The organism is Nocardia sp. NPDC004582, from assembly GCF_053602115.1.
The window spans coordinates 1-26,602 of sequence record NZ_JBSGCY010000035.1 but is presented as its reverse complement, the minus strand read 5'-3'; the positions used below and the strand labels follow the sequence as shown (position 1 = coordinate 26,602).

Here is a 26,602-nt window from a genome sequence, read left to right as displayed (position 1 = left end):
TCGGAACAGGAGGATATCGTGAGCGCGGAACATCCCGCGGCAACGGACGGCCGGCAGCCTGCAGCCGGGCGCCCGGCGGGCGGGTTCCAGATGCATCGGCCCGGGGCCACGAGCCCCGGCCCGCTGCGCGGTACGGCCGCCGACACGCCTGTCCGATCGGAGGATTCGGCGGCCGGCCACCTCCTGGAACCGCTGGCCGACGACGCCGTCCTGGACCTGTCGACCGACGTCGCGGGCAAGGACGTCGAGGACACCCTCACCCGCCTGGACGCCGAACTGGTGGGACTGGCCAACGTCAAACGCCGGGTGCGCGAGATCGCGGCACTGCTGCTCATCGATCGCGCCCGCCGGCGCTTCGGGCTGCAGGCCACCCGCCCGACCATGCACATGAGCTTCACCGGCGGCCCCGGCACCGGCAAGACCACCGTGGCGCTGCGCATGGCCGAGATGCTGCACTCGCTGGGGTACATCCGTAAACCCAAGGTGCACACCGTCACCCGCGACGACCTGGTCGGCCAGTTCATCGGCCACACCGCGCCCAAGACCAAGGAGGCGCTGGCCAAGGCCGCCGGGGGAGTGCTGTTCATCGACGAGGCCTACTACCTGTTCCGCCCCGAGAACGAGCGCGACTACGGGCAGGAGGTCATCGAGATCCTGCTGCAGGAGATGGAGAACGAGCGCACCAGCCTGGTGGTCATCTTCGCCGGCTACCCGGACCGCATGGACACCTTCTTCTCCGCCAATCCCGGCCTGTCCTCCCGGGTGGCCCACCACATCGAGTTCCCCGACTACACCCACGACGAGCTGCTGGCCATCGCCGAGCTCATGGTGCGCCAGGAGAACTTCCGCTTCGATCCCGAAGCCGCGCAAGCCTTCTCGCGCTATCTGGAGCTGCGCATGGCCCGCCCCCGCTTCGCCAATGCCCGCAGCGTGCGCAATGCCCTCGACCGCTGCCGGCTGCGCCAGGCCAAACGCCTGGTCGAACTGCGGCGGCCGGTCGGCCGCACGGATCTGATCACCCTGACGGACAGCGACGTCCTCGGCAGCAGTGTGTTCACGGACGCCCTCGCCGACGAGGGGGCGTCTCCATGAGGGAATGAGAGGGATTGTGCCCGAAGGATTGAAGACCCTGACCCGCTACACCATCGAGTCCGAGCATCGGCAGCCCGGCGCGTCCGGAGAGTTCTCGGCGCTGCTCAATGTGCTCGCCACCGCCACCAAGATCATCGCGAACCAGGTCACCCGGGGAGCCATCGTCGGCTCGCTGGGTGCCGCCGATGCCACCAATCTGCCGGTCACCGTGCACCGCAAGATGGATGCCATCGCCAACGACATCATGGTGGCCGAGAGTCAGTGGACCGGGCCGCTGGCGGCGCTGGCCTCCGAGCAGATGCGCGACCCGCACCCAGTGCCCAGCGAATACCGGCGCGGCAAGTATCTGCTGGTCTTCGATCCGCTGGACGGTTCGAGCAATATCGATGTGAATCTGCCGGTGGGAACGATCTTCAGCGTGCTGCGCGCCCCCGAGCACGGCCGCGAGCCCACGTCCGCGGACTTCCTGCAGCCGGGGGTGCAGCAGGTGTGCGCGGGCTTCACCCTCTACGGTCCCGCGACCATGCTGGTGCTGACCACCGGCAACGGCGTGGACGGATTCACCCTCGACCGCGAGGTGGGCGCGTTCGTGCTCACCCATCCGCGCATGCGCATCCCCGACGACACCTCCGGTTTCGCGATCAACGCCGCCAACGAGCGGTTCTGGGAGCGGCCGGTGCGCCGGTATGTTCACGAATGCCTGGAGGGGCTCGACGGGCCGCGCGGGCGCGATTTCAATATGCGCTGGGTCGCCTCGCTGGTGGCCGACACCTTCCACATCCTCACCCGCGGCGGGCTCTACATGTATCCGCGCGACACCCGCAATCCCGAACGGCCGGGCCGGGTCTCGCTGCTCTACGGGGCCAATCCGATCGCCTTCGTGGTAGAGCAGGCCGGAGGCGCGGCCTCCACGGGGCACGAACGCGTGCTGGACGTGCGGCCCGAGGAACTGCATCAGCGGGTGCCGTTCATCTTCGGCTCCCGCAACGAGGTCGAGCGGATCGAGCGCTATCACCGCGAACCGGAGGAAGGTCCCAGCTTCGACGCCTCGCTCTTCGGTTCCCGCTCCCTGTTCCGCGCGGCCCGTCATTGAACGGCCGGGCGCGCGAAACCCGCTGTCCGGCAATCGAGGAGGTGCCATGTCGGTCAAACATCCCGTGGTCGCGATCACCGGGTCGTCCGGTGCGGGGACGACCAGCGTCACGCGAACCTTCCAGGAGATATTCCGCCGCGAGGGAATCAACGCGGCCATCGTGGAAGGGGATTCGTTCCATCGCTTCGACCGCAACGAGATGAAGATGGCCATGGCCGAGGCCGAACAGCAGCGCAATCTGACGTTCTCGCATTTCGGGCCGGAGGCGAATCTGCTCCCCGAACTCGAGACGCTGTTCCGCGATTACGGGGAAACCGGCGTCGGGGCGGTGCGCCGCTACCTGCACGACGACGAGGAGGCCAAACCCTACGGGCAGCCCGCGGGCACCTTCACGCCGTGGGTGGAACTGCCGCCGGGCAGCGACCTGCTGTTCTACGAGGGCCTGCACGGGGCCGCGGTGGGCGAGGACGTCGATGTCGGGCGATACACCGACCTGCTGGTGGGCGTGGTGCCGATCATCAATCTGGAGTGGATTCAGAAGGTGCACCGCGACAAGACCGAACGCGGCTACTCCAGCGAGGCCATCATCGACACCATTCTGCGGCGCATGCCCGACTACGTGAAACACATCTGCCCGCAGTTCTCGCGGACCTATGTGAACTTCCAGCGGGTCCCGACGGTCGACACCTCGAATCCCTTCACCGCCCGGACCATTCCGACCGCGGACGAGAGTTTCGTGGTGATCCGCTTCGCCGACCCGAAGGTGATCGACTTCCCGTATCTGCTGTCGATGCTGCACGATTCGTTCATGTCGCGGCCCAACAGCATCGTGGTGCCGGGCGGGAAGATGGATCTGGCCATGCAGCTCATCTTCACGCCGCTGATCCTGCGGCTGATGGACAAGCGGCCCAAGCGGCTGCGCTGAGAAGATCCGCCCGACAACGTGAATGGCGGCCACCCCGATTCCGGGGCGACCGCCATTCACGCCGTGGAAGGGTTATAGGTTCGCCGCGACGTGCTTGGCCGTGCTCTTGACCTGGAATGCCGAGATGACCTCGAAGATGCCGATCACGATCAGCCAGCAGCCGACCACGACCACGAGGGTGGTGATGGAGCGGAACGGCTCCACGATCAGCAGACCGCCACCGACGATGAGCAGGATGCCGAACAGGATCTGCCAGCCCCGGCCCGGGACCGCGCTGTCCGACATCGCGGCCACCAGCACCGCGGTGCCGCGGAAGATCCAGGTGATGCCGATCCACAGCGCCAGCAGGCCGATCGCCTGGAACTCGTTGCGGAAGCAGAAGAAGCCCAGGATGAACGACAGGATGGCGGTGATGAACGACAGCACCCGCATCCAGGCGCTGACATGCAGACCGAACGCCGCGATCAGCTGGAAGACGCCGGACACGAGCAGGTAGATACCGAACAGGACACCGGCGACCACCAGGGTCGGTCCGGGCCAGACCAGGATCAGGATGCCCAGCACCACCGAGAGAATGCCGGTGACCAGGATCGACTGCCACGCGCTGCGGGCCAGTGTTTGAACCGGCCCCTCGAAAACTCCCTCTTTGCTGGTTGTCATGTTTTGCAGAATATGACCAGTTCGCCGCATTTGCGGTCAATTATCCATGTGTTGCGTGGCTGTGACCTGCCCGTGTCGCGCGGCGTCGGCGCGGTTCAGCCCTCGTCGATGGCCCGGCGAACGGTGCGGCGCACCCAGCGGATGTCGGCTCGCCAGGTATAGGAGGCCACCAGCAGTGACCCCAGGAACGCGGCGTTGAGCATGTAGGCGCCGTCCACCACCACCGCCACCAGCCCGCCGATGAGCGCGCCCATACCGAACGAAAGGTATTGCGTCGCATAGCCCAGCCAGTCGCGGACGCTGCCGCCGCCGAAAGCGTGCCGTTCGATGCCCTGCGCGAATTTCACCAGGGTGCCGGTGACGTAACTGACCGGGATCGACACCTCGCCGTTCTTCACGAACGAGGTGTTCAGCGCGCCCATGCCGAACGCGACGAAGAGGATGGGCGCCAGGCCGATGCCGCGATCGTCGAGGATGTTGTCGACGATGGCCGCGCCCGCCAACGCGGCGGTGGTGAGCATGGTCGCGCCGTGCGGGTGATTGGTCCACCAGTAGCGGCGACAGATCGAGGCGATGAACACACCCGCCAGGAAGCAGACGATGATCGAGGCCGCACCCAGCGCCAGGGTGTAGTCACCGGCGAAATTGCCGAGGATGGCGCGCTCGGTATTGCCGGTCATGAAGGTGACGAAGTAGCCCTCGGAATGGGCGTAGGCGGCCGCCCCGATGAATCCGGCCAGCACCGACAGCACGGCGGACAGCCGCATCTCGAGGTCCCAGAACGGGGTGTGGGTTCGATTGCCGGTCGTGGTCACAGCAACAGGTTAGCAATCGAATTCGGGGTGGCCCGGAGGCTGAAAATCCGGCTACTGACGACACGGCCGGTCGTGCGGTACAGTGCATATGTTAACCGGAATTCGCATCCGGATCGTCCATTGGGAACAGGGAGAAGTCATGACTTCCGCCGTCATCGTCGACGCCATCCGCACCCCGTCCGGAAAGGGGAAAGCCGGTGGCGGCCTGTCGGAAGTCCATCCGGCCACACTGCTCGCCGGCGTGCTGGGCAGCCTGGTCGAGCGCACCGGAATCGATCCCGCGCTCGTCGACGATGTGATCGGCGGTTGCGTCACCCAGAGTGGTGAGCAGGCGTTCAATATCTCCCGCACCGCGGTGCTCGCGGCCGGCTTCCCGGAAGCGGTGCCCGCCACGACGGTGGACCGGCAGTGCGGATCCTCACAGCAGGCCGCCCATTTCGCCGCGCAGGGTGTCATGGCCGGGGCCTACGACATCGCCATCGCGTGCGGCGTGGAGTCCATGTCGCGGGTGCCCATGTTCTCCAATGCCCAGGGCCAGGACGCCAACCGCGGCCCGATCGCGCACCGCTACCCGGACGGCCTTGTGCAGCAGGGCATCTCGGCCGAGGTGCTGGCCGCGCGCTGGAAGCTGGACCGGACCGCCCTCGACGAGTTCGCGGCGCGCTCGCACCGGTCGGCCGCCGCCACCGCCGCGGCCGGGGGCTTCGACAACGAACTGGTGCCCGCGGGCACGATCACCGCTGACGAGACCATTCGCGCCACCACGACCGTCGAGGGCCTGGCCGGGCTGAAGCCCGCCTTCACCGATGCCGAATTCGAGGCCCGTTTCCCGGAGATCGAATGGTCGATCACCCCGGGCAACTCCTCGCCGCTGACCGATGGCGCCTCCGCCGCGCTCATCATGAGCGAGGAGAAGGCCGCGCGGCTCGGGCTGAAGCCGCGCGCCCGCTTCCACTCCTTCGCCGTCACCGGCGACGACCCGCTGCTCATGCTCACCGCCGTCATCCCGGCCACCCGCAAGGTACTGGCGCGCGCCGGACTGTCCATCGACGACATCGACGTCTACGAGGTGAACGAGGCCTTCGCGCCGGTGCCGCTGGTGTGGGCGCGGGAACTCGGCGCGGACCCGGCCAAGCTCAACCCGCGCGGCGGCGCGATCGCCCTGGGCCACCCGCTCGGCGCGTCCGGCGGTCGCATCCTGGCCACCATGCTCAACCACCTCGAGCAGACCGGCGGCCGCTACGGCCTGATGACCATGTGCGAGGCGGGCGGCCTGGCCAACGCCACCATCATCGAGCGCCTCTGAGATCACCGATCGCGTCGGTCCCCGGTCGTATGCTGTGGCCGATTGCGATCGAGCGGGTGTTGGAGGCGCGGTGCGGGTTTCGTGGGAGCAGGTGTTCGCCTGGCGGGTGCGGCGGCAGTTCGTGGATCGGCCGACGAAGGCGGACGCGGTGGCCGTGGCCGAACGGCTGTGCGGGGTACAGGCACAGGTGACCTCGGCCGCGGAAACGGCTGTGGCGCTGCGGCGTTCAGCGGGACAGCCCGGCGCGGTGGTCGCGGCGCTGGGGGCGGGGACCCTGCTCAAGACCTGGGCCATGCGCGGCACGCTGCACGCGATGACGCCGGAGCAGGGCGCGGCGGCGCTCTCGCTCATGGCCTCGGCGCGGACCTGGGAGAAGCTGGCGTGGACCAAGGCCTCCGGGGCGACGCCCGCCGACGTGGCCGCGCTGGTGAAAGCGGTCGGCGCGATTCTCGACGGTCAGGTGCTCACCCGGGACGAGCTGGTGTCGGCGTTGATCGCCGAACCCCGCTTCCAGCCGCTGGAGCAGCACCTGCGCTCGGGCTGGGGGTCGATGCTCAAGCCGCTGGCCTGGCAAGGTGCGCTCTGCTACGGCCCGGCGCGCGGCACCTCGGTCACCTTCACCAATCCCGCGCACGTGATACCCGGGTGGGCCGGGATCCCGGAGCCCGACGACGCCGCGCCCACGGTGATCCGCGCGTATCTCGGCGCGTACGGCCCGGCCTCGCCGGAGATCTTCAACACCTGGCTGACCCGGGGGTTTCTCGGCAAAACGACTGTGCGCCGCTGGTTCTCGGCGCTCGGGAACGAATTGACCGAGATCGAGGTCGAGGGCCGCCGCGGCTACTTCCCGACCGAGCACCTCGACGAGCTGGCGCAGACGAAGCCGACCGCCGCGGTGCATCTGCTCGGCCAGTTCGACCAGTACGTGCTGGGCCCCGGCACCGGCGACGCCGTCCTGCTGCCGGGCGACCACCGCGCCAAGGTCAGCCGCACCGCCGGCTGGATCTCGCCGCTGGTGCTGATCGGCGGCCGGATCGCGGGAACCTGGGAGGTCGAGGACGGCGTCCTCGTCGTGTCCATGTTCGACGACGCGCCGACGCCGACCGCCGAGATCACCGCTCAGCTGCCGAGACTCGCCGAGGCCGTCGGGCAGCGGATCACGGGCGTGCGGGCCGCCTGACTCCGATGGCGGTGCGGTTCAGTTCGATTCGACGACCGGATCGACCCACACCCACCACCCGCTGTCGGCGACGGTGACGGTGATCTCGCGCCCCTCCACCTCGACCTCGGCCGCGCCCGGGCGATCGGCGCGGCCGTAGGCCCACCGCACGCCGCTCGTATTCGAGCCGTAGCCGAGCACGTAGACCGAGCCTCGACTGCCCACCGCGATGAATTCGCCCGCGCCGACGCTCATCCCGGCCCGCCATTCGCCGGCGTCGAGGATCAGCTCGTCGAGGTCGATCTCCGAGCCGTCGCCATTGGTGTCGACCAGCGCGAACGCGAACTCACCGTTGCCGGCCAGGGCCAGCACGCGCGAATGCCGCGGATGCCAGCCGCCGACCGCCAGCACGGTCTCCGGGCTCGGCCGGGTGGAATCACTCGGTTCTGCGGGACGCACCGCCACCACCTTTCTTCCGCTGCCGCGGGAACCAGCTCAGGAACCAGAACACCGCGATGCAAAGATACCCCGGGACCGGCGGGGTTCAGGCCTCAGCGGCGAGCGGGCAGCAGGTCCGGGTCATGGGCGCCCGGACCCAATCGCAGGCGCAGGTCTTTCGAGGCGACGGGCGCACCGCATTCCGAGCACGCGGGCTGGACGGTCATGGTGTGGCCGCAGCCGGTGTGGACGGCTTCGATCGGCGGGCCGTCGGGGGCGGCCCATTCGTCACCCCATTGCCGCATGGCGGCGAGGATCGTCCACAGGGCGCGGCCCTTGCCGGTGAGGCGGTAGTCGTAGCGGACCGGATTGTCCTGGTAGGGGGTCTTCTCCAGGACTCCTTGCTCGACAAGGTGTTCCAGGCGCTGGGTGAGCACATTGCGGGCGATGCCGAGGCGGGAGCGGAAGTCGTCGAAGCGGGTCACCCCGAACAGGGCATCCCGCACGATCAGCAGCGTCCACCACTCGCCGACCACCTCCAGGCATTGGGCGATGGAGCAGTTCATGTCCTCGAAGCTGGTTCGCCGCATGCCCCACAGCATAGTCGGTTGCTTGAAGCGACTCACTACCTTATGGTCAGTCGCATGATGCAACTCACTGGGCTCGAGGCCCCGGCACCTGGGGGAGAGCGATGAATGCTGTTATCACGCAGGAGGAGCGACGGGCGGTCGATTCGCGGGTGGTGCTCGGCATCGTCGCGGTGGCCGTGCTGCTGTCCAGCCTGGATCTGTTCATCGTCAATGTGGCGCTGCCGCGGATAGCCGAGGACTTCTCGGGCGCGCGGATCTCGGGGCTCTCGTGGGTGCTCAACGCGTACGCGATCGTCTACGCGGCACTGCTGGTGCCGGCGGGACGTCTGGGCGACCGCAACGGGCACAAGACGACCTTCCTGACCGGTCTCGGGGTCTTCGTGCTCGGGTCGGCATTGTGCGCGGTGGCCCCGGGCACCGCAGCGCTGGTCGCGTTCCGGGTGGTCCAAGCCGCCGGCGCGGCGCTGCTCACGCCGTCCTCACTCGGCCTGCTGCTGGCCGCGACACCGGCCGAGCGGCGGGCGACGGCGGTGCGGCTGTGGGTGGCCTTCGGCGGCCTGGGCGCGGCGCTGGGCCCGGTGCTCGGCGGGCTGCTGGTCGAACTGCATTGGCGCTGGGTGTTTCTGGTGAACGTGCCGCTGGGGCTCATCGCCCTGCTGGTCGGTGTCCGGCTGCTGCCGCGGCCCGCAGGCACCGGCGGCCCGCTGCCCGACGGGGTCGGCGCACTCTCGCTGATCGCTTCGGTGGGCTCGCTCATCCTGGCCGTGGTGAAGGGGCAGGACTGGGGCTGGGGATCCGCCGGCGTGCTCGGCGCGGTCGCGGCGACCATCGTCTTCGCCGTGGTCTTCGTGTTCTCCTCACGCCGTCATCACAGCCCCGTCGTCGACCCGGGGCTGCTGCGCGTCCCGAATTTCACTGTCGTACTCGGCAATTCCCTGCTGTTCAACTTCGCCTTCGCGGGCATGCTGCTCTCGGCGGTGCTCTGGATGCAGAACGTCTGGGGCTGGTCCGCGCTGAAGACCGGCCTCGGCATCGCGCCCGGCCCCCTGGTCGTGCCGGTCGTCGCGATCGCGGCGGGACCCTTCATCGCCCGGGTGGGCGTCGGCCGGGTCCTCGCTCTCGGCGGCGTGGCCTTCGCGGCCGGAATCATCTGGTGGGCCCAGGCCGTCGCACCGCATGCCAATTACGCGAGCGGATTCCTCGCCGGCATGCTGCTGACCGGACTGGGCGTCGGCCTGACCCTGCCGACCGGCACCGCCGCCGGCACCTCGGGCCTGCCGCCCCAGCAGTTCGCGACCGGGTCGGCCGTGCTGACCATGGCCCGCCAGCTCGGAATGGCCATCGGCGTAGCGGTTCTGGTGGCGGTGCTGGGCTCACCCCACGGCGGACCGGCGACGCTGCATGCGTTCCAGCACGCCTGGTACGTCATCGCGGCCGTGTCCGTCGCCGCGGGAGCGCTGGGCTTGGTCGTGCGAATGCCCAAGCCTGCCGCCACCTCTGGCTAGGCCCGTGACCGCGCTGTTGCGGGGAGGCCCGGGCCGCTGACGCCGCCCGGGCCCTGCGCGCGGGGGAGGAGCAGCGGGCTCGCCAGGATCAGCAGGCCCGCGACCGCGATGGCCGTGCGTGGGCTGGTCACGCCCGCGAGAAGCCCGCCGAGCGCGCTGAGCCCGGCGATGGCGAGGCCGCTGCCGATCGACCACGCCGAGAGGGTGCGGGCGACAAGGTCTTTCGGCGTGTGCTCGAGCCGATAGGTGGCCAGCACCGGCGTGTAGAGGCTCATATTGATGATGATCGCGAGCTCGACCACGATCACCGTCACGAGACCGAGGACGCCGGGCTGGACGAAGACCAGGCCGATCAGCCAGATGGCGCGCAGGGCGCCGACCCTGCGCAACACCCGAAACTGGCCGTAGCGGGCCACCACCCGGCTCGCCAGGCGGGAGCCGATGAGGCCGCCGAGGCAGGGGGCGGCGAAGGCCAGGCCGTATTGCCAAGGGCTGAACCCGAGTTCGCGGAGCAGCAGGACGGCGAGCAATGGCTCGGTGGCCATGATCAAGCCGCTGACGAGCAGCTGGTTCAGATAGAGCGACCGCAGCCCGGGATGGCTCAGCAGGTGCCGCCAGCCTTCGAGGAGGTCGGCGGTTCGGAGACCGCTCGCGCTGTCGCGGTGGGGGCGTTGTTCGTTGCCGCGGATCGAGGTGACGGCCAGGGCCGACAGCAGATAGCTGACCGCGTCGGCGAGCACGGTGACGACCGGACCGAACACGCCGATCGCCGCGCCACCCAGCGGAGGTCCGATGGCGATGGAACTCCAATTGGTCGATTCGAAGCGCGCGTTGGCGACGAGCAGGTCGTCCGGGCGGACGAGGGACTTCAGGTACGCGCCGCTCGCCGCGCCGAAGGCGATCTTGGCCGCGGCGACGACCACCGCGACGACCAGCAACTGGGCGAACCCGAGACGGCCGAGGGCGTAGGCGATCGGAATGCTCAGCATGATCGCGAATCGCGCCAGGTCCATCGCGATCATCACCGGGCGCTTGGGCTGGAACTCCACCCAGGGACCGAGCGGCAGGGCGATCAGCGCGCCGACCGCAGGCCCGACGGCCGCCAGCGTGGAGACCTGAACGGGGCCGGCATGCAGGACGGTGACGGCGATCAGCGGCAGCGCGCCGAAGCCCAGGCCCGACCCGTACGCGCTGACCGCGTAGGACGCCCACAGCCAACCGAACTCGCGTCCCAGCGCTCGTCTGGCCATCACACTCCGTCCCTCCGAACGTCTCACCATCGACAGAGGTCATCCAAGCTGTGGATGCGAGATCAAACAACGAATCTGCCGGCAAGCCACGCCCGAATGCCGCGGAAGTACAGGGATGCCGGTGGATCCGGCCAGTATGCATGTCTTCGTCACAGCCGCGGACGCGGGCTCGTGTCAGGTGGCAGCCAAGGTTTTCGACCGATCGGCAAAGTCCCCAAAGGTATTGCGGCACCGGAGAAATACAAAATCGTTCACCTGGACGCCCTATTGGACCGAACTCATCATCAGTGGGCAGCCGTTCCCACCGCGCTCACAGTAAGTACCCCTACCAGCGGCGCGGAAGCTGGCTCTGGAGATCCTCGAACATCACCGCGACCTTGACCGGCTCGGTCAGCACCAGTGCTTCGGTGTGCTTGTTCCAGCCGACGTACCGCCGGCCCGACCAATCCAGCCGCAGCTCCTCGATCACGCTGATCTGCTGCCAGTCCTTGTCGAAATGGATGATCAGATACACCGGAATGCCTGCGCGAGCATACAATTCGCGTTTGATGCCGATATCGTCATCGATCGTGCTATCCGATGTCACCTCGACAACCAGCAGCGTCTGGTCGGCGACATGCCCCACCTCGTAAGGGCCGTCGGAGCAATCCCGCAGGATCAGGTCCGGATAGCGTGCCCGCAATCGCCGTCGCGGGTCACCGTGATCGTTGTCGGCCAGTCGCATCGGTGTATCACTGTGCACCTCCCGGCAAGGCCCGTCCGGGTCGATCGCGTACTCGAGTGCGGACCTGAGCCGGTGCACGACCCGATCGTGTACCGGGCTCTGTGCCATACATTCGAGCATCACACCGTCGTGAATCTCGCCGAAAGCATCGGCAGGCCCAGCAAGAAACTCCTCGACCGTCACGAGTCGAGGCGGCTCCTGGCCGGGCTTTGACATGCCGACAGCGTACCCCCGCCGACGCCGCAAACCGGAGCGTCGGCACGGCGCGCGCTATCGTGCGCGAATGCGGACGGAACGGGAGCAGCGGCTGATCGACACGGTGGCGTGGGTGCGGATCGAGGACGGGAGGATCTTGTGCGCGCGGCCCAGCGGCAAGGACGTCTTCTACATCCCGGGCGGCAAACGTGAAGGGGCGGAGACGGATCTGCAGACGCTGGTGCGTGAGATCCGCGAGGAGCTGACCGTCGAGATCGCGCCGGAGACGGTCGCCCATGTAGGCAACTACGAGGCGGTGATCCCCGACGCCGTCGTGCGCATGGCCTGCTATACCGCCGAGTATTCGGGCGACATCACGGTCAGCAGCGAGATCGAGGAGATCGCCTGGTTCAGCTTCGCCGATCGGCCGCACGTACCGCCCGTGGACCAGCTCCTTTTCGACGATCTACACGCCGACGGACTGCTCGCGCACGACTGAGCCGTCCCGGCAACTAGAACATGTTGTTGACGGTGCCCAAGAGGTAGGCATCGGAAGACTGGTCCGAATGTAGAACATGTTCTAGTGTGGTGGGCACAACATTTCCAGTGCCGGAAAGTTCAGAGGAGCCCACCACACCATGCGTACCGAGATCTGTGATCGCCTCGGCATCGACGTGCCCATCTTCGCCTTCACCCACTGCCGCGACGTGGCCGCCGCGGTCAGCAACGCGGGCGGTCTCGGTGTGCTCGGCGCGGTCGGGTTCACCGCCGAGCAGCTCGAGGTCGAGCTGCAGTGGCTCGACGAGCACGTGCAGGGCGTCTACGGCGTCGACCTGGTCATCCCGTCGAAGTACGAGGGCAAGGGCGTCGAGGGCCTGAGCCCCGAGGAGCTGGAAGCCCAGCTGGCCAAGCTGGTCCCGCAGGGCCACCGCGACTTCGCCGAGAAGATCCTCAACGACCACGGCGTGCCGCACCTGCCGCCGGAGGAGAAGCACAACCAGCTGCTGGGCTGGACCGCCACCACGGTCGCCCCGCAGATCGAGGTCATCCTCAACCACCCCAAGGCCAAGCTGGTCGCCAACGCGCTGGGCACCCCGCCCGACGACGTGATCAAGCAGATCCAGGACTCCGGCCGCCTGATCGGCGCGCTGTGCGGTTCGGTCAAGCACGCCATGAACCACAAGAACGCCGGGCTGGACTTCGTGGTCATGCAGGGCACCGAGGGCGGCGGCCACTGCGGCGAGATCTCCTCGGTGGTGCTGTGGCCGCAGGTCATCGACGCGATCGGCGACATGCCGGCGCTCGCGGCCGGTGGCATCGGCGACGGCCGTCAGGTCGCGGCGGCCCTGGCCATGGGTGCGGCGGGCGCGTGGACCGGCTCGCTGTGGCTGACCGTCGAGGAGGCCAATGTGCCGCCCGCGCAGATGCAGACCTACATCGACGCCACCAGCTCCGACACCGTGCGTTCGCGCTCGTGGACCGGCAAGCCGTGCCGCATGCTCAAGAACGACTGGACCGAGGCCTGGGAGGCCGAGGACACCCCGAACCCGCTCGGCATGCCGCTGCAGATGATGGTCGCCCTCGACGGTGTCAAGCGCGGCCACCGCTACCCCGAGCAGGCCAAGGACGTGAACTTCAACCCGGTCGGCCAGGTGGTCGGCATGATGAACAAGATGGAGCGCTCCGCGGATGTGGTGCAGCGCCTCATCAGCGAGTACCTCGAGGCGTGCGAGCGCCTGAACAAGCTGAACAACGCCTGATCCACACCGCCTGATCCTCAGGACGAACACAGGGCCTGATTCTCAGGACAATTCGGCGCGCCGGGTAGCTATTACCCGGCGCGCCGTCGCATTTCCGCAGGTGGCGGCGCGGGAAGGGCTGCGCCGCCATTGTTTTCGATCTTCGCGGGACCGACCATGGAGAGTGCGGTGGGTGTGACACAGGTCTCCGAACCTCACGTGCGACTTGCCGATTCGGGTCGCCGATTGCGAAGGTTTGCGGGATATGTTGCGCACAAATCCATTACGCCTGTCGGATCGCCTATCCCCGGCCCAGCGCCGACTGCTGCAAGCGGTCGTGTCGCTATTGATCGTGGTCGCGCTGGCGGTCGCCATCACCATCCTCGAAAAGCGCGGCGGCACAGACAAACCGGAATCGAGCGGCCCGCCGATTCCCGATCGCGGCGCGCAGCCGGCCGGATCGGCCAAGGAGATCAACGCGCTGCTGGGCAAACTCAAAGTGGCCGACGAACTACCGATGACCGGGTACTCGCGTGAGCGCTTCCCGCACTGGGACACCGAGAAACCCGAGCACGGATTCGGTGACAGCTTCGCGCAATACAGCCGTTGCACCACCCGCGAAGTGGTGCTGATACGCGACGCTACCGGACCGGTGAAACTGGATCCGAGCAGCTGCAAATTCAGCGGCCTCGGCGCCACCGCGGGCTGGCGCGACCAGTACGGGGTCATGGACAAGAAGACCAATGCCCTCAAACCCTACAAGTGGACCACCGATTCGTCGGGCCTGGACATCGACCACATCGTGGCGCTGGCCGAGGCGTGGCGGTCGGGCGCGGCGAAACTCGACGACGATACCCGCCGCCATATCGCCAATGACGCGCTGAACCTGGTGATTTCCGATCCCACCGCGAACCGTTCCAAGGGCGACCAGGATCCGTCCAGCTACCTGCCGCCCGGAAACTTCCGGTGCGCCTATATCGGGCACTACATCCAGGTGAAACTAAAGTACGGATTGAACGTCGACACCAAGGAACAGTCCGCATTGCAGGCAGCGGTGAAGGACTGCATCAGCAAGGGAGAGTTCACATAGTCGCCATCGTCGAAATCCAGAGCGAGGCAGCCGTCATGACCCGGGAAGAGGGAACGGTCTCCGGGGATCTCGATGTGACGCTGGACTACTCGGGGCACGGGCTGGTGCGTTATCGCGGCACCGCCACCTGGTACACCATCGGAAATCTGGAGGACGAGGAGCCGCGCAGCTGGGACAGCGTGCAGGACCTGGCCACCGCTATCGCGAGCGAGAGCGGTGGCCGCGACGCCGCCGGCAATGTGGTGCCGTTCGAGGCGTGAACGCTAGTCGCGCACGGCTTTCAGGCCCTCGGCGCGCGTCTTGACGGCGTCGGTCATGCCGGTGAAGCCCTTGCGCAGCGCCCCGCCGAGCAGGCCGCCGACCACCACCGACAGCGGGCCGTTGAGCTGGAAGTGCGAGTCGTAGCGGGTGCGGCCGTCGCCGAGATCGGTGATCAGGTGCGAACGTTCGCTGCTGAGCACACCGAGCGGCGCCGGCTTCATGTTGTAGCTGAACTCGCGCCCCGGGGTGCAGGAGCGGATGAATTCACGCTGCTGCTTGGGCGGGCCGACCAGCTGCACCCGCATGTCGATCGGCGAGCCGGGTTCCAGGGTGGTCTTGCACTCCAGGACGAAGGGATTCCATTCCCCGTACTTGTCCACATCGGTGAGCACCTGCCATACCAGCTCGGCGGGTGCGTCGATCTCCACGCTTTTGTCGATGACGAAGGCCATGGGGGAACAATACTGAAACCAGTTCTAGAAGGTGGGGTGGGTCTCACTCCGTGGCGGGAGCGCGGTCTCACCCCAGCGGGGGATCCCGGCGACCGCGCGGCGATCGTACGGTCCGGGCATGACGGACGAGCGGGCCATACCGAAGGTACCGAGGCTGCGGGAACTCGACGCACTGCGCGGATTCGCCCTCGGCGGAATCCTGCTGGTCAATATCGAGATCATGTCGGACCCGAGCGGATTCGTGCCCGGCGCCGCGATGACGGTGTCGGAGGCGTTGTTCCACAACAAGTTCTATGTGTTGTTCTCGTTTCTGTTCGGCTATTCGCTGACGATGCAGTTCCGATCGGCCGTACGGGCGGGGGCGAGCGGGCGCGGGCGCACCGTGCGACGGTGCATCGCACTGATGGCCATCGGGGTGGCGCACGCGGTGTTCTTCTTCACCGGTGATGTGTTGTTCGGCTATGGGGCGATCGGGCTGGTGTTGCTCGCGCTGGGCCGGCTGCGGCCGCGGGGCGCGCTCCAGGTCGCGGCAGCCCTGTACGGGATCGGCACGCTGATCATCGCGGTGATGGCGGTCGCCGGGCAGGACGTCGGTGTCTCCGCCACGGAACGCGAACGACTGCTCGATATCGCGCGGGCAGGCTGGCGGACCGCTGCCGTGTGGCGGTGGGAGTTGTTTACGGATCGGCTGCCGACCTTCCTGCTGTTCGGTCTGTTCAATGTCCTGCCGCTGTTCCTCGTCGGCCTCGCCGCGGGCAAGGCGCGGCTGCTCGAATCGCCGGCGCGGTATCTGCCGTGGCTGCCCCGTGCGCAGTGGATCGGTTTCGGTATCGGACTGCCGATTTCCGCACTCGCTGCAATGACGCACTGGCTGCCACTGGCGGGTCTCTCGGTGATCGCTGGTCCGCTGGTGGCCGCGGCCTACGGGGCGACGCTCTTGCGGATCATCCACGACCATCCCCGGGTGACCGATGTCTTCGCACCCGCCGGCCGGATCGCCGCCACCGTCTACATCGGCCAATCGCTGATCACGTCGCTGATCTTCACCGGCTACGGTTTCGCCCTGGCGGGCCGCTTGTCGGACTGGACGGTGCTGTCTCTAGCGGTCGTTCTCTACGCCGCGCAATTGGCCCTCGCCTCCCCCTGGACCCGGCATCACCGCTACGGCCCGATCGAATACCTGCTCCGCGCAATCACCTACGGCCCCACCCGCTTACGCACCAGCCCCCGTACCGTCGAGTCATGACCTCCGCCGAGCGTTATCCACTGCTGCACGCCCCCGCCCGCTGGGAGTGGGGTGGGCTCGACGTCCAGTTCTCGACCGAGCTGCCACCCGATGACCTGGTCACCAATATCCATGTCGTGTGTTTCGTCGGGGACCGCATCGTCCTGTGCCGCGATGACCGCGACGTCTGGATCCTGCCTGGCGGCACCCGCGAGGCCGCGGAATCCATCGAGTCCTGCGTCATCCGCGAACTCGCCGAAGAGGCGGGTGCCGAACTCTCCGGTCCCATCCGGCAAATCGGGGCCCATTATGCGACGACGGACCGCCCTGCGCCGTACCGCCCGTGGCAACCCCATCCGCACAAGGCGTGGCTATGGTGCACCGCCGAGGTGACGCTCGCAGGCGAACCCACCAATCCCGATAACGCCGAACGCATTCTGGAGGTCCGAACGTTCAGGATGCCCGAGGCGATGCTCCACGCCGCCACGGACGGTCCGCACGTACCCGAACTGCTGCGGCTGGCTGTGGAACTGCACCGGCCGCAGGGCACCGATTAACGAGCCGGCACAGCCTGTTTCGCCCGGAGACCGACGGCGCGCTCGCGACGGACGGGGTGGTGTGTGTGTGATCCACCAGTCCATGTTGACGTCCTCCCACGGCCGAAGCCGGGGGATTCCAACCGCACTTAGGCGGCGGTCGGGCAGGTTGTCCCTCGCGGTTTCCCTGCTGGTTCCTGTTTCCCGGACCGGGTGACCCCGAGGTCTCCACAGGCAGACACCGACAGCCCGTCGGCCAGTATATTCTTCGCCGCGTTCACATCCGCGTTCTCGGTGTGTCCACAGGTGGTGCACCGGAATACCGCTTGGCTCTCACGGGATTGCGGGTCCACAGCACGGCACGCCGAGCAGCGTTGCGAGGTGTACGCGGCAGAGACTTTCACGATCGTGGCACCGGTGTATCGGGCCACGTTAATCAGGGCCAGCTCGAACATGTGCCAGCCTTTGTCAAGGATCGACCGATTCAACCGGGCCTTCCGTCTGACATTACGGCCCGGCTGCTCCGTAGTTCCCTTCGCCGAAGCCGTCATGTTGCGGGTTTTGAGGTTCTCGATCGCGACGAGACCGTGCCGGGTGGCGAGCCGATTCGCGGTCCAGGACACGAAGTCTTTACGGCGATCGCGTTCGCGGCGGCGGACCAGACGCATCGCCGTAATGGTCTTGCGCCGGTTCACCGAGCTCTTATTTTGCCGGGCAAGTTTCTTCTGCAGCACCAGATACCGGGTGGCCTCCCGGGGGTTGTGGAATTGACGGTTCCACATTGTCGCGTCGGAGCAGGCGAGCGCGACCGTCACGCCACGATCCACCCCGACCGCGGAAGTACTGGCATGAGCGTCGGGCGTGGTCCGGCCATCGTCGACTAGAAATGAGATATACCAATGCTTTCCGTCACGGCGGACGGTAGCCGAGCGCACCGTACCGCCGAGGACCCGTGACCACCGGAACCGCACCCACCCGAATTTCGGCAGCTTGGCGCGACCCCATTTCTTCCCGAGCCGCTCGACCTTGATTGACTTGCCGGCGGGGAACCGGAACGACGGCGACCACCGCCGACCCGACCGCCATCGCACCTTCCACGTGCCGTGCGCGCGGCACGCCCGGTCGAGATCCATGAGCGCCTGCTGAAGAACGTCGGATGGGGCCACCTTCAGCCATTCGTGGTCGGTTTTCGCTTCGGCGAGCTGAGCGGCCTGCTGTACGTAGTTGATCCATCCGCCCCGTCGGCGAAACTCGCGCCGCTGCTCCAACCCGGTGTTCCACACCGACCGACACACCCCGCCGATAGTCTCGGCGAACTCGGCCTGCTCCACAGTGAGTTCGAGGCGATACTTCCGTCCGGTCAACACGCCGCTACCGCGTCCTCTGCTGCTCGACGACCGTTACCGAGCGTTCCCCAGCCTCGATGATCAACCGTGTATCCAGTGCCGACAGTTGCCGCTTGCAGGTTTCCAGCTGCCGCATCAACGCCAGCACGTCGCTGTCGGAGAACCGAGCCATCCGCCCGCTCCGAATCGAATCCGACAGGGTCGCCACCGCGGCCACTAGATCCGCGATGCCGCACTGATCGAGTTTCACCCCATTCGAATCCATGTGCTAATTCTACCGTTGCATGATCATCCAAGGAACCCGAATTGTCCTATCTCGCTTATCTTTTCAGAATTTTTGAGCCCCTCTTCTTCCTCGCTGAGCGGCCCGTATCTCGCAGGCTTGGAGGCCAAGCCGCACGCTGCGCATCCTCGCCGAGCGGATCGCCCCGCCCACACAAGCAATCGCTTCGATCGCTGGCAGCCGCACTTGACAGGGGGCGTCAGGCCGTTGGTCACATCCCGAAATAGCACGGGACGATCCGGACGCTTCACGTCTGGGCCGGTATGGCCTGGGCTATGAGGAGTTCCACCGCCCGATGGACTCGGGGGGTGTCACCTGTGACCCACCAGTCTTGGATCAGGCCACGCATGCCGGAGATGAGAAGGGTGGCGGAGGCCTCGGGGTCGGGGAGAGTCGGATCGATTCGGCTGAGGGACTCCGTCATTGCCGTGATGAGGACCTGGATCGCATCGATCGCGTAGGGCTTGAAGGGACTGCTGGGAACGCTAGCGGCCCCGAGGACCTGCAATAGGACGGGGAGGCTGTTCGCGAACCGGCCGGCCGTATTGATCGCAAAGGAAGCTGCGAGACGCTCGTGAAGGACCTCGACGGACTCGACACCCAAGAAGAGGGCGGCGATGTCGGGGCGCTGGGTTTCCAAGGCGGCGACCAGCATTGCCTCTTTGGTGCCGAAGTAGTGGATGAGCATGCGGGAGCTGGTGCCCAGGTAGTCGGCCAGGGGGCGCAGGGAGAGTTCGGCGAGGCCGTGGTCGGCGATGTAGGCGATGACGCCCTCGAGCAGCTGGGCGCGGCGGGCATGGTCGAGTGGGCGGGGCACGGGTTGACTGTAGCGGGTGCTACAGGTATTCATGTCGGCATGAGTGTAGCGATTGGTACAGAAACGCGCCGGGATGTCGTGGTGACGGCGATGGCCGCGACCACCTGCCTCGGCGCGGACCTCGAGGCGACCTGGTCACGACTGCTGGCGGGGGACAGCGGAATCGGCGCGCTCACCGACGATTTCGTCACGGCCTACGAGCTGCCGGTGCGGATCGGCGGGCGACTGGTGACCCAGCCGGGGGAGCGGCTGACGCGGATCGAGCAGCGGCGGATGTCGTTCGTGCAGCAGCTGGCGCTGGTGCTGGGACGGCAGGTGTGGCAGGACGCCGGGGCGCCCGCGGTCGAGGCGGAACGGCTGGCGGTCGCCGTGGGCACCGGGCTCGGCGGCGGGGAGGCTCTCATCGGCGCCGTGGATCTGATGAAGACCGGGGGCTACCGGAAGGTGCCGCCCATGACGGTGCCGATGGTCATGCCGAATGGTCCGGCCGCCACGGTCGGCCTGGAGATCGGCGCGAAAGGTGGCGTGTACGCGCCCGTTTCGGCCTGCGCGTCGGGCGCGGAGGCCATCGCGCACGCGTGGCGGTTGATCGCCACCGGGGAGGCGGATGTGGTGGTCGCGGGCGGTGTGGAGGGTCATATCGACGCGGTGCCGATCGCGAGTTTCGCCATGATGCGCGCCATGAGCACCCGCAATGACGAACCCGAGCGCGCCTCACGGCCTTTCGACCGGGACCGCGACGGCTTCGTCTTCGGCGAGGCGGGGGCGCTGCTGGTGCTGGAGTCGGCCGAGCACGCGCGAGCGCGGGGCGCGCGGGTGCTCGGCCGGGTGCTGGGCGCGGGCATCACCTCGGACGGCTACCACATCACCGGCACGGCGCCCGACGGCGACGGCGCGGCCCGCGCCATGCGCAAGGCGCTCGCGACGGCCGGGTTGACCGGCACGGACGTCGACCACGTCAACGCGCACGCCACCGGCACGCCGATCGGTGACGCCTCGGAGGCGAAGGCCATCACGGCCGTGACGCCGCACGCCTCGGTGTACGCGCCCAAATCGGCGCTGGGCCATTCGATCGGTGCGGTCGGGGCACTGGAGGCGATCCTGACGCTGCGCACGCTCGCCGAGCAGATCGTGCCGCCCACACTGAATTTCGAGAATCCGGACCAGGGAATCGAGCTCGATGTGGTCGCCGACAAGCCGCGCGATCAGCGGCTGGGGTACGCCCTGAGCAATTCGTTCGGCTTCGGCGGCCACAACGTCACGCTGGCACTCGCGCCCGCCTGAGCCGAAAGCCGCTCAGTACAAGGCGATTCAGTCAGGTCAGGGCAGTTTGTCGGTCTGGACGCGCGGGTCGAGCTTGCGCAGCGTGTCGGGCCGGTCGGTCAGGCACGGCCAATCCCGGCTCACCGCTTCGAGAGTGGCGTGCCCGGCGGGAATCAGGGCGTCGGCGTCGGGCCGATCGGCGAGGGTGTCGCCCAGCTGATCACTGGCGGGGCGGTCCAGCGGCTGGATGACGGTGTTGGGCAGGTCCAGCAGCACCGTGAGGATGTCCCAGCGCCCGGGTGGGATGAGGGCGCGGGCCGCGGCAAGCGCGGTGGCCGGGACGATGATGGTGTGCCCGGCGTCCGCGGTCGCCCACACCACCGATTGCACGTAGGCCACGCGATGGGCCCAGGCGGTCAGCGCGGCGGTGTCGAAGACGACGCCGCCCAGGGTCGGGGCGGCGGGGCTCATGCCGCGCCGGCGTGATCGCCGGGAGCCTCCTCGTCATCGGATAAAGGTGGCAGGCCCTGCACCGCCCGGGCGCGATTGATCAGATCCAGCGGCGGTCGGCCGCCGAGCGCGTTCTCCAGCCGAGCCAGCGAGTCGGCGCGGTCCACCCGCGCCTTGACGGATTCGGCAACGAACGCGGAAATCGAAGCGATGCGCCCGGAGCTGCGCCAATCGTCGAGAGTGGCGGCGATGTCCTCGGGCATCGTCACGGTGATCTTGCGGGTGCGACGCGGTCTCGCCATACCGCGATAGTAAAGCGGTATGCGCGGCGGACAAAAGCTGACACCACGCCGAGCGCCGGAACCGCGGGGGCGCAATCCCGCACGAAATCGGGCTATTCGGATCGGCCTGATCGGAAACCTGCCGGTCAGGCCCGGGGCCGGGTTCGATACGGTGGAGTGTGCCCACCGCCGTGGGCAGCACCGCAAATCTCCAGTCAAGAGGACATAACTCGATGGATCAGAGTTCGATCGTGTGGGCCGACGGTGCGATTGTCACCATCGACCAGCGGGCGCTGCCGCATGAGGTGCGGGAGCTGCGGATCACCACGGTCGACGAGGTCATCGACGCCATCAAGACCCTCGCCGTGCGCGGGGCGCCGGCCATCGGCGTGTGTGGGGCGTTCGGCGTGGTGATCGCGGCGCGGGCCGCCACCACCGACGGTGTGCTCGACATCGCGCGCGTCGAGGCCGAGGCGGCCCGCGTCGCGGCCGCCCGCCCGACCGCGGTGAACCTGGCCTGGGGGGTGCAGCGGACGCTGACCAAGCTGGCCGGAGGTATCGAGGCGCTCGAGGCCGAGGCGCTGGAACTGCTGGCCGAGGACGGCCGGGTGAACCTGGCCGCCGCCACCGAGGCCGCCGACCTGATCCAGCGACTGTGCGGGGACCGCCCGCTGCGGCTGCTCACCCACTGCAATACCGGTCGCCTGGCCACCACCGCGTGGGGGACCGCGATCGGCGCGCTGCGGGTGCTGCATCAGCGTGGCGCGCTGGCCGAGGTGATCGTCGACGAGACCCGCCCGCTGTTGCAGGGCGCGCGCCTGACCGCGTGGGAGATGGCCGAGGCCGGGATCCCGCACCGGCTGACCATCGATTCGGCGGCGGCCTGGGCCATGGCCACCGAAGGCGTGGACGCGGTGGTCGTGGGCGCGGACCGGATCACCGCCGACGGGGCTGTGGCCAACAAGATCGGCACCTACATGCTGGCCATCGCGGCCGCGCACCACGGGATTCCGTTCATCGTGGTCGCCCCGGAATCGACGCGCGACATCTCCACCGCGCGCGGCTCCGACATCGTGGTGGAGCAGCGCGCGGCCGCCGAGGTGACCGGATTCGGCGGCGTCGCAACGGCTCCCGAGGGCACGGCCACCTTCAATCCGGCGTTCGACGTCACCCCGGCCGAGCTGGTCACCGCCGTGGTCACCGAGTTCGGTGTGCTCGAGGACGCGTCCGCGGCCCGCACCGCCGCCGGTACGGCGACCGCACCCGGATCGGCCACCGCCGCGGGCGCCGAGATCGCGGACATCGCGCGCGGCCTCTACGCGAGCGGCTGGATGCCGGGCACCGCGGGCAATATCTCCGTGCGCCAGGGCGATACGGCCGTCATCACCGCGAGCGGGCTGTCCAAGGGCGAGCTCACCGCCTCGGACATGGTGACCGTCGCCGTGGTCGATTCGAAGCCCGTGGACGACTCCGGCCGCAAACCGTCGGCGGAGACCACCATCCACACCGCCGTCTACCGCACCCGCGGTGCGGACGCGGTCGTGCACGTGCACCCGCCGCACGCCACGGCGGTGTCCGTCCGGACCGCCGGAAACGGTGTCACCACCGCCCGTTTCACCGGATACGAGCTGATCAAGGGTCTGGGCTCGGCCCGCCCGGATCTCATCGACATCCCGGTGTTCCCGAACCACGCCGAGGTCCCGCGGATCGGCGCGGACATCGAGAAGTATCTGACCGAGCACCCGGAGGCCCCGCCGGTGCTGTTCATCGCCGGGCACGGCATCACCACCTGGGGCGCGTCGCTGGCGCAGGCCCGCGATCGCGCCGAATGCCTCGAGGCCATGTGCGAACTGACCACTTTGACCGGGCACCAGGAACTCCCGGTGCGCGACCATGTGTGAAACGAATACCGCGTTCCGAGAAGGGAACCTCCGATGACCCTGTTGCAGATCATGTCCGACGCCGATGCCGGTGACGTCGTGCTGCGCACCGACGACGACGCGGTGATCGCCGCCGAGCTGGGCAAGCGCGGCATCACCTTCGAGCGCTGGCCGCTGCTGGAGGGCTTCAGCGCCGCCACCACGACCGAGGAACTGCTGGCCGAATACCAGAGCCGCATCGACGAATTGAACGCCGACGGCCGCTACAAGTTCATCGACGTGGCCCGCATCCACCCCGATGACGCCGACCCGGAATGGCCGGCCAAGGCGGTCGCCGCGCGCACCAAGTTCCTCGACGAGCACCGCCACGCCGAGGACGAGGTCCGCTTCTTCGCGGCCGGCGCGGGCTGCTTCTACCTGCACCTGGGCCATGAGGTGCTGGCGACGGTGTGCACCGCGGGCGATCTGGTGTCGGTGCCCGCGGGCACGCTGCACTGGTTCGACATGGGCACCCGCCCGGAGTTCGTGGCCGTGCGCTTCTTCGAGGAAGAGGACGGCTGGATCGGCGATTTCAGCGGCGACAAGATCTCCGCGGGCTTCCCGACCCTGGACGAATTGCTGGCCCCGGCATGATCACGGTGGTCGTGCTCGATATCGAGGGGACCACCAGCCCGACCAGTTCGGTGCGGGAGGAGCTCTACGGCTACACCCGGGAACGGCTTCCGGGCTGGCTGGCCGAGAACACCGGCGGCGACGCCGATCCCATCATCGAGGCCACCCGCGTCCAGGCGGACCGCCCGGACGCCGACGCGGCGGAGGTGGCCCGGATTCTCATCGAGTGGCTCAACACCGATGTGAAGTCCGAGCCGCTCAAGGCCGCCCAGGGCATCATCTGCGCCGAGGGGTTCCGCAACGGCGCGCTGCACGGCGAGTTCTTCCCCGATGTCGCCCCGGTCCTGCGGGCGTGGCGCGACGGGGGGCTCGAGCTCTACATCTACTCGTCGGGTTCGGTTCGCAACCAGAAGGATTGGTTCGAATTCGCCCGCGGCGGCGATCTGTCCCCGCTGATCAGCGGACACTTCGACCTGTCGACCGCGGGCCCCAAGCGCGAGGCCGCGTCCTACGAGAAGATCGCGAGCACCATCGGCGTTCCGGCCGAACAGATCCTGTTCCTGTCCGATCACCCGGACGAGGTGGACGCCGCGACGGCCGCCGGCTGGCAGGCCATCGGCGTGACCCGTCCGGGCGAGCCGAACAGCCCGCGCGGCCCGCACCGCTGGGTCAGCGATTTCGCGGACGTCGTCCCCAACTGACCGGCGCCGCAACGGCACCGGCCAGAACAGACATCGAGCCCGCCCGGCATCCGCCGGATGGGCTCGATTCGTCTTCGGGACTACCGCTCAGCGCACCCCGGCGGTGGCGGCCCGCTCGATGAGGTACTCGACCAGCGTCATCAGCACGTTCTTGGCCGAGCCGCGATCACGAGCGTCGCAGAGCAGCACCGGGATTCGCTCGTCCAGGTCGAGGGCGTCGCGCACCTCGGCCGGGGTGTAGAGCGGTGCGCCCTCGAAGCAGTTCACGGCCACCGTGAAGGCGACGCCGCGACGCTCGAAGAAGTCGATCGCCGCGAACGAGCCCTCGAGCCGGCGGGTGTCGGCCAGCACGACCGCGCCCAGCGCGCCGCGGGCCAGCTCGTCCCAGAGGAACCAGAAGCGATCCTGTCCGGGGGTGCCGAACAGGTAGAGGACCAGGTTCTGGTCGATGGTGATACGGCCGAAGTCCAGCGCCACCGTGGTGGTGGTCTTGCCTTCCACCCCGCGCAGATCGTCTACGCCGGCGGACAACTCGGTGATGAGTTCTTCGGTGCGCAGCGGAGTGATCTCACTGATCGCCCCCACCATGGTCGTCTTGCCCACGCCGAAACCGCCCGCGATGAGAATCTTCACCGAGGCGGCCATGGGCGCGGCGGAATCAAAGTTTTCGGATGCCATCGAGTACCGCTCGCAGAATGTTGAGGTCACCGGGCGCGGCTTCGGGGGAGGCCGGGGCCCGGAACTTGAGGATGTTGTCGGAAATCAGGTCCCCCACCAGGATTTTCGTCACCGCCAGTGGCAACCGCAGGGCGGCCGAGACCTCGGCCACGGTCAGCGGAAGCCGGCACAACCGCACGATTTCGGTGTATTCCGGCTCGGCACGCCGCAGTGGCGGGGCCGCGTTCGGCACCACGACCACTGTCAGCATGTCCAGATCGTGCCCAGCACCCATGGTTCGGCCACCGGTCCGTGCGTAGGGACGCACGAGCGGACCGGCCGCGTCATCGAACCACTGTTCCCCCGGCCCCGCGCTCATGACAGCCGCGGATTGCCTTGTCCGGCCAGGTTGTGGCGCGGTGTGGTGGACAGGTAGTTGCCGACCCGCTGCACGGTCAGGTTCATCTCGTAGGCGACCATGCCCAGGTTGGCCTGTTCGGTGGCCTGCAGCGCGAGGCAGGCGTGGCTGCCGGCGGCGGTCACGAACAGCACCGCGCGCTCGAGCTCGATGACCGCCTGGCGGACGCCGCCGCCGTCGAATCGGCCACCGGCGCTGCGCGCCAGCCCGTAGAGGGTGGAGGACATGGCACCGAAGTGCTCCGCGTCCTCGCGGCTCATGGCGGATGAGCGGCCCAGCAGCAGTCCGTCGGTGGAGTGCACCACCGCGTGACGGACGCCCGCTAGCCGGTCGACCAGATCATCGAGTAGCCAGTTGAGATCACCAGCGTTTGAGGTGGTCACCGTCGCCTTCCTGTCGTTCCTGCTGGGTGCCTTCGAAGAAGGCCTGGGACTCAGGCCCGAACGAACCGGGGTCGGCCTGCCGGCCCTGCCTGGTTCCGTTTTCGATGGCGGAGAAAAGGTCTCGGGCCTGCTCGGCCGTGCGGGTGGCCTGGACCGCCGACTCGGGGGTCGACTGCTCCTTCGCCAATTCCGGTGCGAGACTTGCCTGCCGGTGCCGTCGCGGAAGCGCGGGCCGGGTGTCGGAGCCAGTGTAATGGGACCGATCGTGTTCGCGAGCACGGAAGCCGTTTTCCACCGGCGGGACCGCGCCGTTCGGCAAGTCCAGTCGCGGCTGCTGCGGCGGTTCGGGCCGCGGCGGCGAGGTGGGCGGGTCGATTGATGGCGAGGCTCTCGATGCGGGCGTTGGGGCCGCCCACCGCCTCGATGCGGTCCTTCCAGTTCTGCTCGTTCGCGAAC

Annotated in this window: 32 protein-coding genes; 16 read left to right on the top strand and 16 right to left on the bottom strand. The window is 68.0% G+C overall.

Annotated elements, in window-relative coordinates; all coding sequences use genetic code 11:
• Positions 1-18 precede the first annotated feature (18 nt).
• Genes ACWELJ_RS13075 through ACWELJ_RS13065 form a run of 3 tightly spaced genes read left to right on the top strand, consistent with a single transcriptional unit; the run spans position 19 to position 3,110 of the window.
• Entirely contained in the window at positions 19-1,092 is a 1,074-nt protein-coding gene (locus ACWELJ_RS13075; protein ID WP_452366370.1) for an AAA family ATPase, read from the top strand.
• 16 nt (positions 1,093-1,108) lie between these two features.
• A complete protein-coding gene (locus ACWELJ_RS13070) occupies positions 1,109-2,185 on the top strand; it encodes a class 1 fructose-bisphosphatase (RefSeq protein ID WP_452366369.1) in 1,077 nt (358 codons plus the stop codon).
• A gap of 46 nt (positions 2,186-2,231) precedes the next feature.
• Positions 2,232-3,110: a phosphoribulokinase gene (locus ACWELJ_RS13065; protein WP_452366368.1), complete on the top strand. Its 879-nt coding sequence runs from the start codon at positions 2,232-2,234 to the stop codon at positions 3,108-3,110.
• A gap of 72 nt (positions 3,111-3,182) precedes the next feature.
• Here ACWELJ_RS13065 and ACWELJ_RS13060 read toward each other — a convergent pair whose 3' ends face one another.
• Both ACWELJ_RS13060 and ACWELJ_RS13055 read right to left on the bottom strand, forming a co-directional pair.
• A complete protein-coding gene (locus tag ACWELJ_RS13060; RefSeq protein WP_452366367.1) occupies positions 3,183-3,770 on the bottom strand; it encodes an HdeD family acid-resistance protein in 588 nt (195 codons plus the stop codon).
• A 95-nt stretch (positions 3,771-3,865) separates the two neighbouring features.
• A complete protein-coding gene (locus ACWELJ_RS13055; RefSeq protein WP_452366395.1) occupies positions 3,866-4,537 on the bottom strand; it encodes a YoaK family protein in 672 nt (223 codons plus the stop codon).
• A gap of 187 nt (positions 4,538-4,724) precedes the next feature.
• Here ACWELJ_RS13055 and ACWELJ_RS13050 point away from each other — a divergent pair, with 187 nt between their 5' ends.
• A complete protein-coding gene (locus ACWELJ_RS13050; protein WP_452366366.1) occupies positions 4,725-5,891 on the top strand; it encodes a thiolase family protein in 1,167 nt (388 codons plus the stop codon).
• A 70-nt stretch (positions 5,892-5,961) separates the two neighbouring features.
• The gene (locus ACWELJ_RS13045) at positions 5,962-7,071 is read left to right on the top strand and encodes a DNA glycosylase AlkZ-like family protein (protein ID WP_452366365.1); all 1,110 of its coding nucleotides are present in this window, start codon (positions 5,962-5,964) and stop codon (positions 7,069-7,071) included.
• Positions 7,072-7,089: 18 nt separating this feature from the next.
• Here ACWELJ_RS13045 and ACWELJ_RS13040 read toward each other — a convergent pair whose 3' ends face one another.
• Both ACWELJ_RS13040 and ACWELJ_RS13035 read right to left on the bottom strand, forming a co-directional pair.
• Positions 7,090-7,509, bottom strand: coding sequence for a hypothetical protein (locus tag ACWELJ_RS13040; protein WP_452366364.1), 420 nt, complete (start codon positions 7,507-7,509; stop codon positions 7,090-7,092).
• Between the two features lie 92 nt (positions 7,510-7,601).
• Complete coding sequence (locus ACWELJ_RS13035; protein ID WP_452366363.1) at positions 7,602-8,078, bottom strand: winged helix-turn-helix transcriptional regulator; 477 nt, start codon at positions 8,076-8,078, stop codon at positions 7,602-7,604.
• Between the two features lie 101 nt (positions 8,079-8,179).
• Here ACWELJ_RS13035 and ACWELJ_RS13030 point away from each other — a divergent pair, with 101 nt between their 5' ends.
• Complete coding sequence (locus tag ACWELJ_RS13030) at positions 8,180-9,583, top strand: MFS transporter (RefSeq protein WP_452366362.1); 1,404 nt, start codon at positions 8,180-8,182, stop codon at positions 9,581-9,583.
• Here ACWELJ_RS13030 and ACWELJ_RS13025 read toward each other — a convergent pair.
• On the bottom strand, positions 9,580-10,833 hold the full coding sequence (locus tag ACWELJ_RS13025) for an MFS transporter (RefSeq protein ID WP_452366361.1): 1,254 nt from the start codon (positions 10,831-10,833) through the stop codon (positions 9,580-9,582). The two genes, ACWELJ_RS13030 and ACWELJ_RS13025, sit on opposite strands and share 4 nt — an antisense overlap.
• Before the next feature lie 325 nt (positions 10,834-11,158).
• Positions 11,159-11,773 carry a Uma2 family endonuclease gene (locus tag ACWELJ_RS13020; protein WP_452366360.1) on the bottom strand — a complete coding sequence of 205 codons (615 nt, stop codon included), beginning with the start codon at positions 11,771-11,773 and terminating at the stop codon, positions 11,159-11,161.
• A 67-nt stretch (positions 11,774-11,840) separates the two neighbouring features.
• On the opposite strand from ACWELJ_RS13020, the gene ACWELJ_RS13015 reads away from it, so the two are divergent.
• From ACWELJ_RS13015 to ACWELJ_RS13000, 4 genes are all read left to right on the top strand, one after another.
• On the top strand, positions 11,841-12,251 hold the full coding sequence (locus ACWELJ_RS13015) for an NUDIX hydrolase (RefSeq protein WP_452366359.1): 411 nt from the start codon (positions 11,841-11,843) through the stop codon (positions 12,249-12,251).
• Positions 12,252-12,390: 139 nt separating this feature from the next.
• Positions 12,391-13,512 carry an NAD(P)H-dependent flavin oxidoreductase gene (locus tag ACWELJ_RS13010; protein ID WP_357081768.1) on the top strand — a complete coding sequence of 374 codons (1,122 nt, stop codon included), beginning with the start codon at positions 12,391-12,393 and terminating at the stop codon, positions 13,510-13,512.
• Between the two features lie 244 nt (positions 13,513-13,756).
• Complete coding sequence (locus ACWELJ_RS13005; protein ID WP_452366358.1) at positions 13,757-14,581, top strand: HNH endonuclease family protein; 825 nt, start codon at positions 13,757-13,759, stop codon at positions 14,579-14,581.
• Positions 14,582-14,616: 35 nt separating this feature from the next.
• Positions 14,617-14,841 (top strand): hypothetical protein, encoded by a 225-nt coding sequence (locus tag ACWELJ_RS13000; RefSeq protein WP_452366357.1) that lies wholly within the window; start codon positions 14,617-14,619, stop codon positions 14,839-14,841.
• A 3-nt stretch (positions 14,842-14,844) separates the two neighbouring features.
• Here the strand turns inward: ACWELJ_RS13000 and ACWELJ_RS12995 are convergent, their stop codons facing one another.
• On the bottom strand, positions 14,845-15,294 hold the full coding sequence (locus ACWELJ_RS12995; protein WP_452366356.1) for an SRPBCC family protein: 450 nt from the start codon (positions 15,292-15,294) through the stop codon (positions 14,845-14,847).
• A 118-nt stretch (positions 15,295-15,412) separates the two neighbouring features.
• Here ACWELJ_RS12995 and ACWELJ_RS12990 point away from each other — a divergent pair, with 118 nt between their 5' ends.
• Positions 15,413-16,540 (top strand): DUF418 domain-containing protein, encoded by a 1,128-nt coding sequence (locus tag ACWELJ_RS12990; RefSeq protein WP_452366355.1) that lies wholly within the window; start codon positions 15,413-15,415, stop codon positions 16,538-16,540.
• Complete coding sequence (locus tag ACWELJ_RS12985; protein ID WP_452366354.1) at positions 16,537-17,076, top strand: NUDIX hydrolase; 540 nt, start codon at positions 16,537-16,539, stop codon at positions 17,074-17,076. Before ACWELJ_RS12990 ends, ACWELJ_RS12985 begins: the two co-directional genes overlap by 4 nt.
• 128 nt (positions 17,077-17,204) lie before the next feature.
• Here ACWELJ_RS12985 and ACWELJ_RS12980 read toward each other — a convergent pair whose 3' ends face one another.
• From ACWELJ_RS12980 to ACWELJ_RS12970, 3 genes are all read right to left on the bottom strand, one after another.
• The gene (locus ACWELJ_RS12980) at positions 17,205-18,422 is read right to left on the bottom strand and encodes an RNA-guided endonuclease InsQ/TnpB family protein (RefSeq protein ID WP_452366353.1); all 1,218 of its coding nucleotides are present in this window, start codon (positions 18,420-18,422) and stop codon (positions 17,205-17,207) included.
• A 4-nt stretch (positions 18,423-18,426) separates the two neighbouring features.
• On the bottom strand, positions 18,427-18,666 hold the full coding sequence (locus tag ACWELJ_RS12975) for a hypothetical protein (protein ID WP_452366352.1): 240 nt from the start codon (positions 18,664-18,666) through the stop codon (positions 18,427-18,429).
• Between the two features lie 265 nt (positions 18,667-18,931).
• Entirely contained in the window at positions 18,932-19,501 is a 570-nt protein-coding gene (locus ACWELJ_RS12970; RefSeq protein WP_452366351.1) for a TetR/AcrR family transcriptional regulator, read from the bottom strand.
• Positions 19,502-19,540: 39 nt separating this feature from the next.
• Between ACWELJ_RS12970 and ACWELJ_RS12965 the strand changes: the two genes are divergently transcribed.
• Entirely contained in the window at positions 19,541-20,785 is a 1,245-nt protein-coding gene (locus tag ACWELJ_RS12965) for a KasA/KasB family beta-ketoacyl-ACP synthase (RefSeq protein WP_452366350.1), read from the top strand.
• A 36-nt stretch (positions 20,786-20,821) separates the two neighbouring features.
• Here ACWELJ_RS12965 and ACWELJ_RS12960 read toward each other — a convergent pair whose 3' ends face one another.
• Complete coding sequence (locus tag ACWELJ_RS12960; RefSeq protein WP_357081746.1) at positions 20,822-21,235, bottom strand: hypothetical protein; 414 nt, start codon at positions 21,233-21,235, stop codon at positions 20,822-20,824.
• The gene (locus ACWELJ_RS12955; RefSeq protein ID WP_357276426.1) at positions 21,232-21,516 is read right to left on the bottom strand and encodes a ribbon-helix-helix domain-containing protein; all 285 of its coding nucleotides are present in this window, start codon (positions 21,514-21,516) and stop codon (positions 21,232-21,234) included. The genes ACWELJ_RS12960 and ACWELJ_RS12955 overlap by 4 nt, the downstream gene beginning before the upstream one ends.
• 212 nt (positions 21,517-21,728) lie before the next feature.
• Between ACWELJ_RS12955 and mtnA the strand changes: the two genes are divergently transcribed.
• From mtnA to mtnC, 3 genes are read left to right on the top strand one after another with little or no spacing between them, the layout of a single operon-like run.
• On the top strand, positions 21,729-23,396 hold the full coding sequence (gene mtnA / locus ACWELJ_RS12950; protein ID WP_452366349.1) for an S-methyl-5-thioribose-1-phosphate isomerase: 1,668 nt from the start codon (positions 21,729-21,731) through the stop codon (positions 23,394-23,396).
• Positions 23,397-23,429: 33 nt separating this feature from the next.
• On the top strand, positions 23,430-24,008 hold the full coding sequence (locus ACWELJ_RS12945; RefSeq protein WP_452366348.1) for a 1,2-dihydroxy-3-keto-5-methylthiopentene dioxygenase: 579 nt from the start codon (positions 23,430-23,432) through the stop codon (positions 24,006-24,008).
• The gene (gene mtnC, locus ACWELJ_RS12940) at positions 24,005-24,688 is read left to right on the top strand and encodes an acireductone synthase (protein ID WP_452366347.1); all 684 of its coding nucleotides are present in this window, start codon (positions 24,005-24,007) and stop codon (positions 24,686-24,688) included. Before ACWELJ_RS12945 ends, mtnC begins: the two co-directional genes overlap by 4 nt.
• An 87-nt stretch (positions 24,689-24,775) precedes the next feature.
• On the opposite strand, the gene ACWELJ_RS12935 is transcribed toward mtnC, so the two are convergent.
• From ACWELJ_RS12935 to ACWELJ_RS12920, 4 genes are read right to left on the bottom strand one after another with little or no spacing between them, the layout of a single operon-like run.
• Entirely contained in the window at positions 24,776-25,366 is a 591-nt protein-coding gene (locus ACWELJ_RS12935) for a GTP-binding protein (protein WP_357081736.1), read from the bottom strand.
• Positions 25,347-25,724 (bottom strand): DUF742 domain-containing protein, encoded by a 378-nt coding sequence (locus tag ACWELJ_RS12930; RefSeq protein WP_357081734.1) that lies wholly within the window; start codon positions 25,722-25,724, stop codon positions 25,347-25,349. The genes ACWELJ_RS12935 and ACWELJ_RS12930 overlap by 20 nt, the downstream gene beginning before the upstream one ends.
• Positions 25,721-26,146: a roadblock/LC7 domain-containing protein gene (locus ACWELJ_RS12925; protein ID WP_040857697.1), complete on the bottom strand. Its 426-nt coding sequence runs from the start codon at positions 26,144-26,146 to the stop codon at positions 25,721-25,723. The genes ACWELJ_RS12930 and ACWELJ_RS12925 overlap by 4 nt, the downstream gene beginning before the upstream one ends.
• Positions 26,124-26,333: a hypothetical protein gene (locus ACWELJ_RS12920; RefSeq protein WP_452366346.1), complete on the bottom strand. Its 210-nt coding sequence runs from the start codon at positions 26,331-26,333 to the stop codon at positions 26,124-26,126. The genes ACWELJ_RS12925 and ACWELJ_RS12920 overlap by 23 nt, the downstream gene beginning before the upstream one ends.
• Positions 26,334-26,602: the final 269 nt, after the last annotated feature.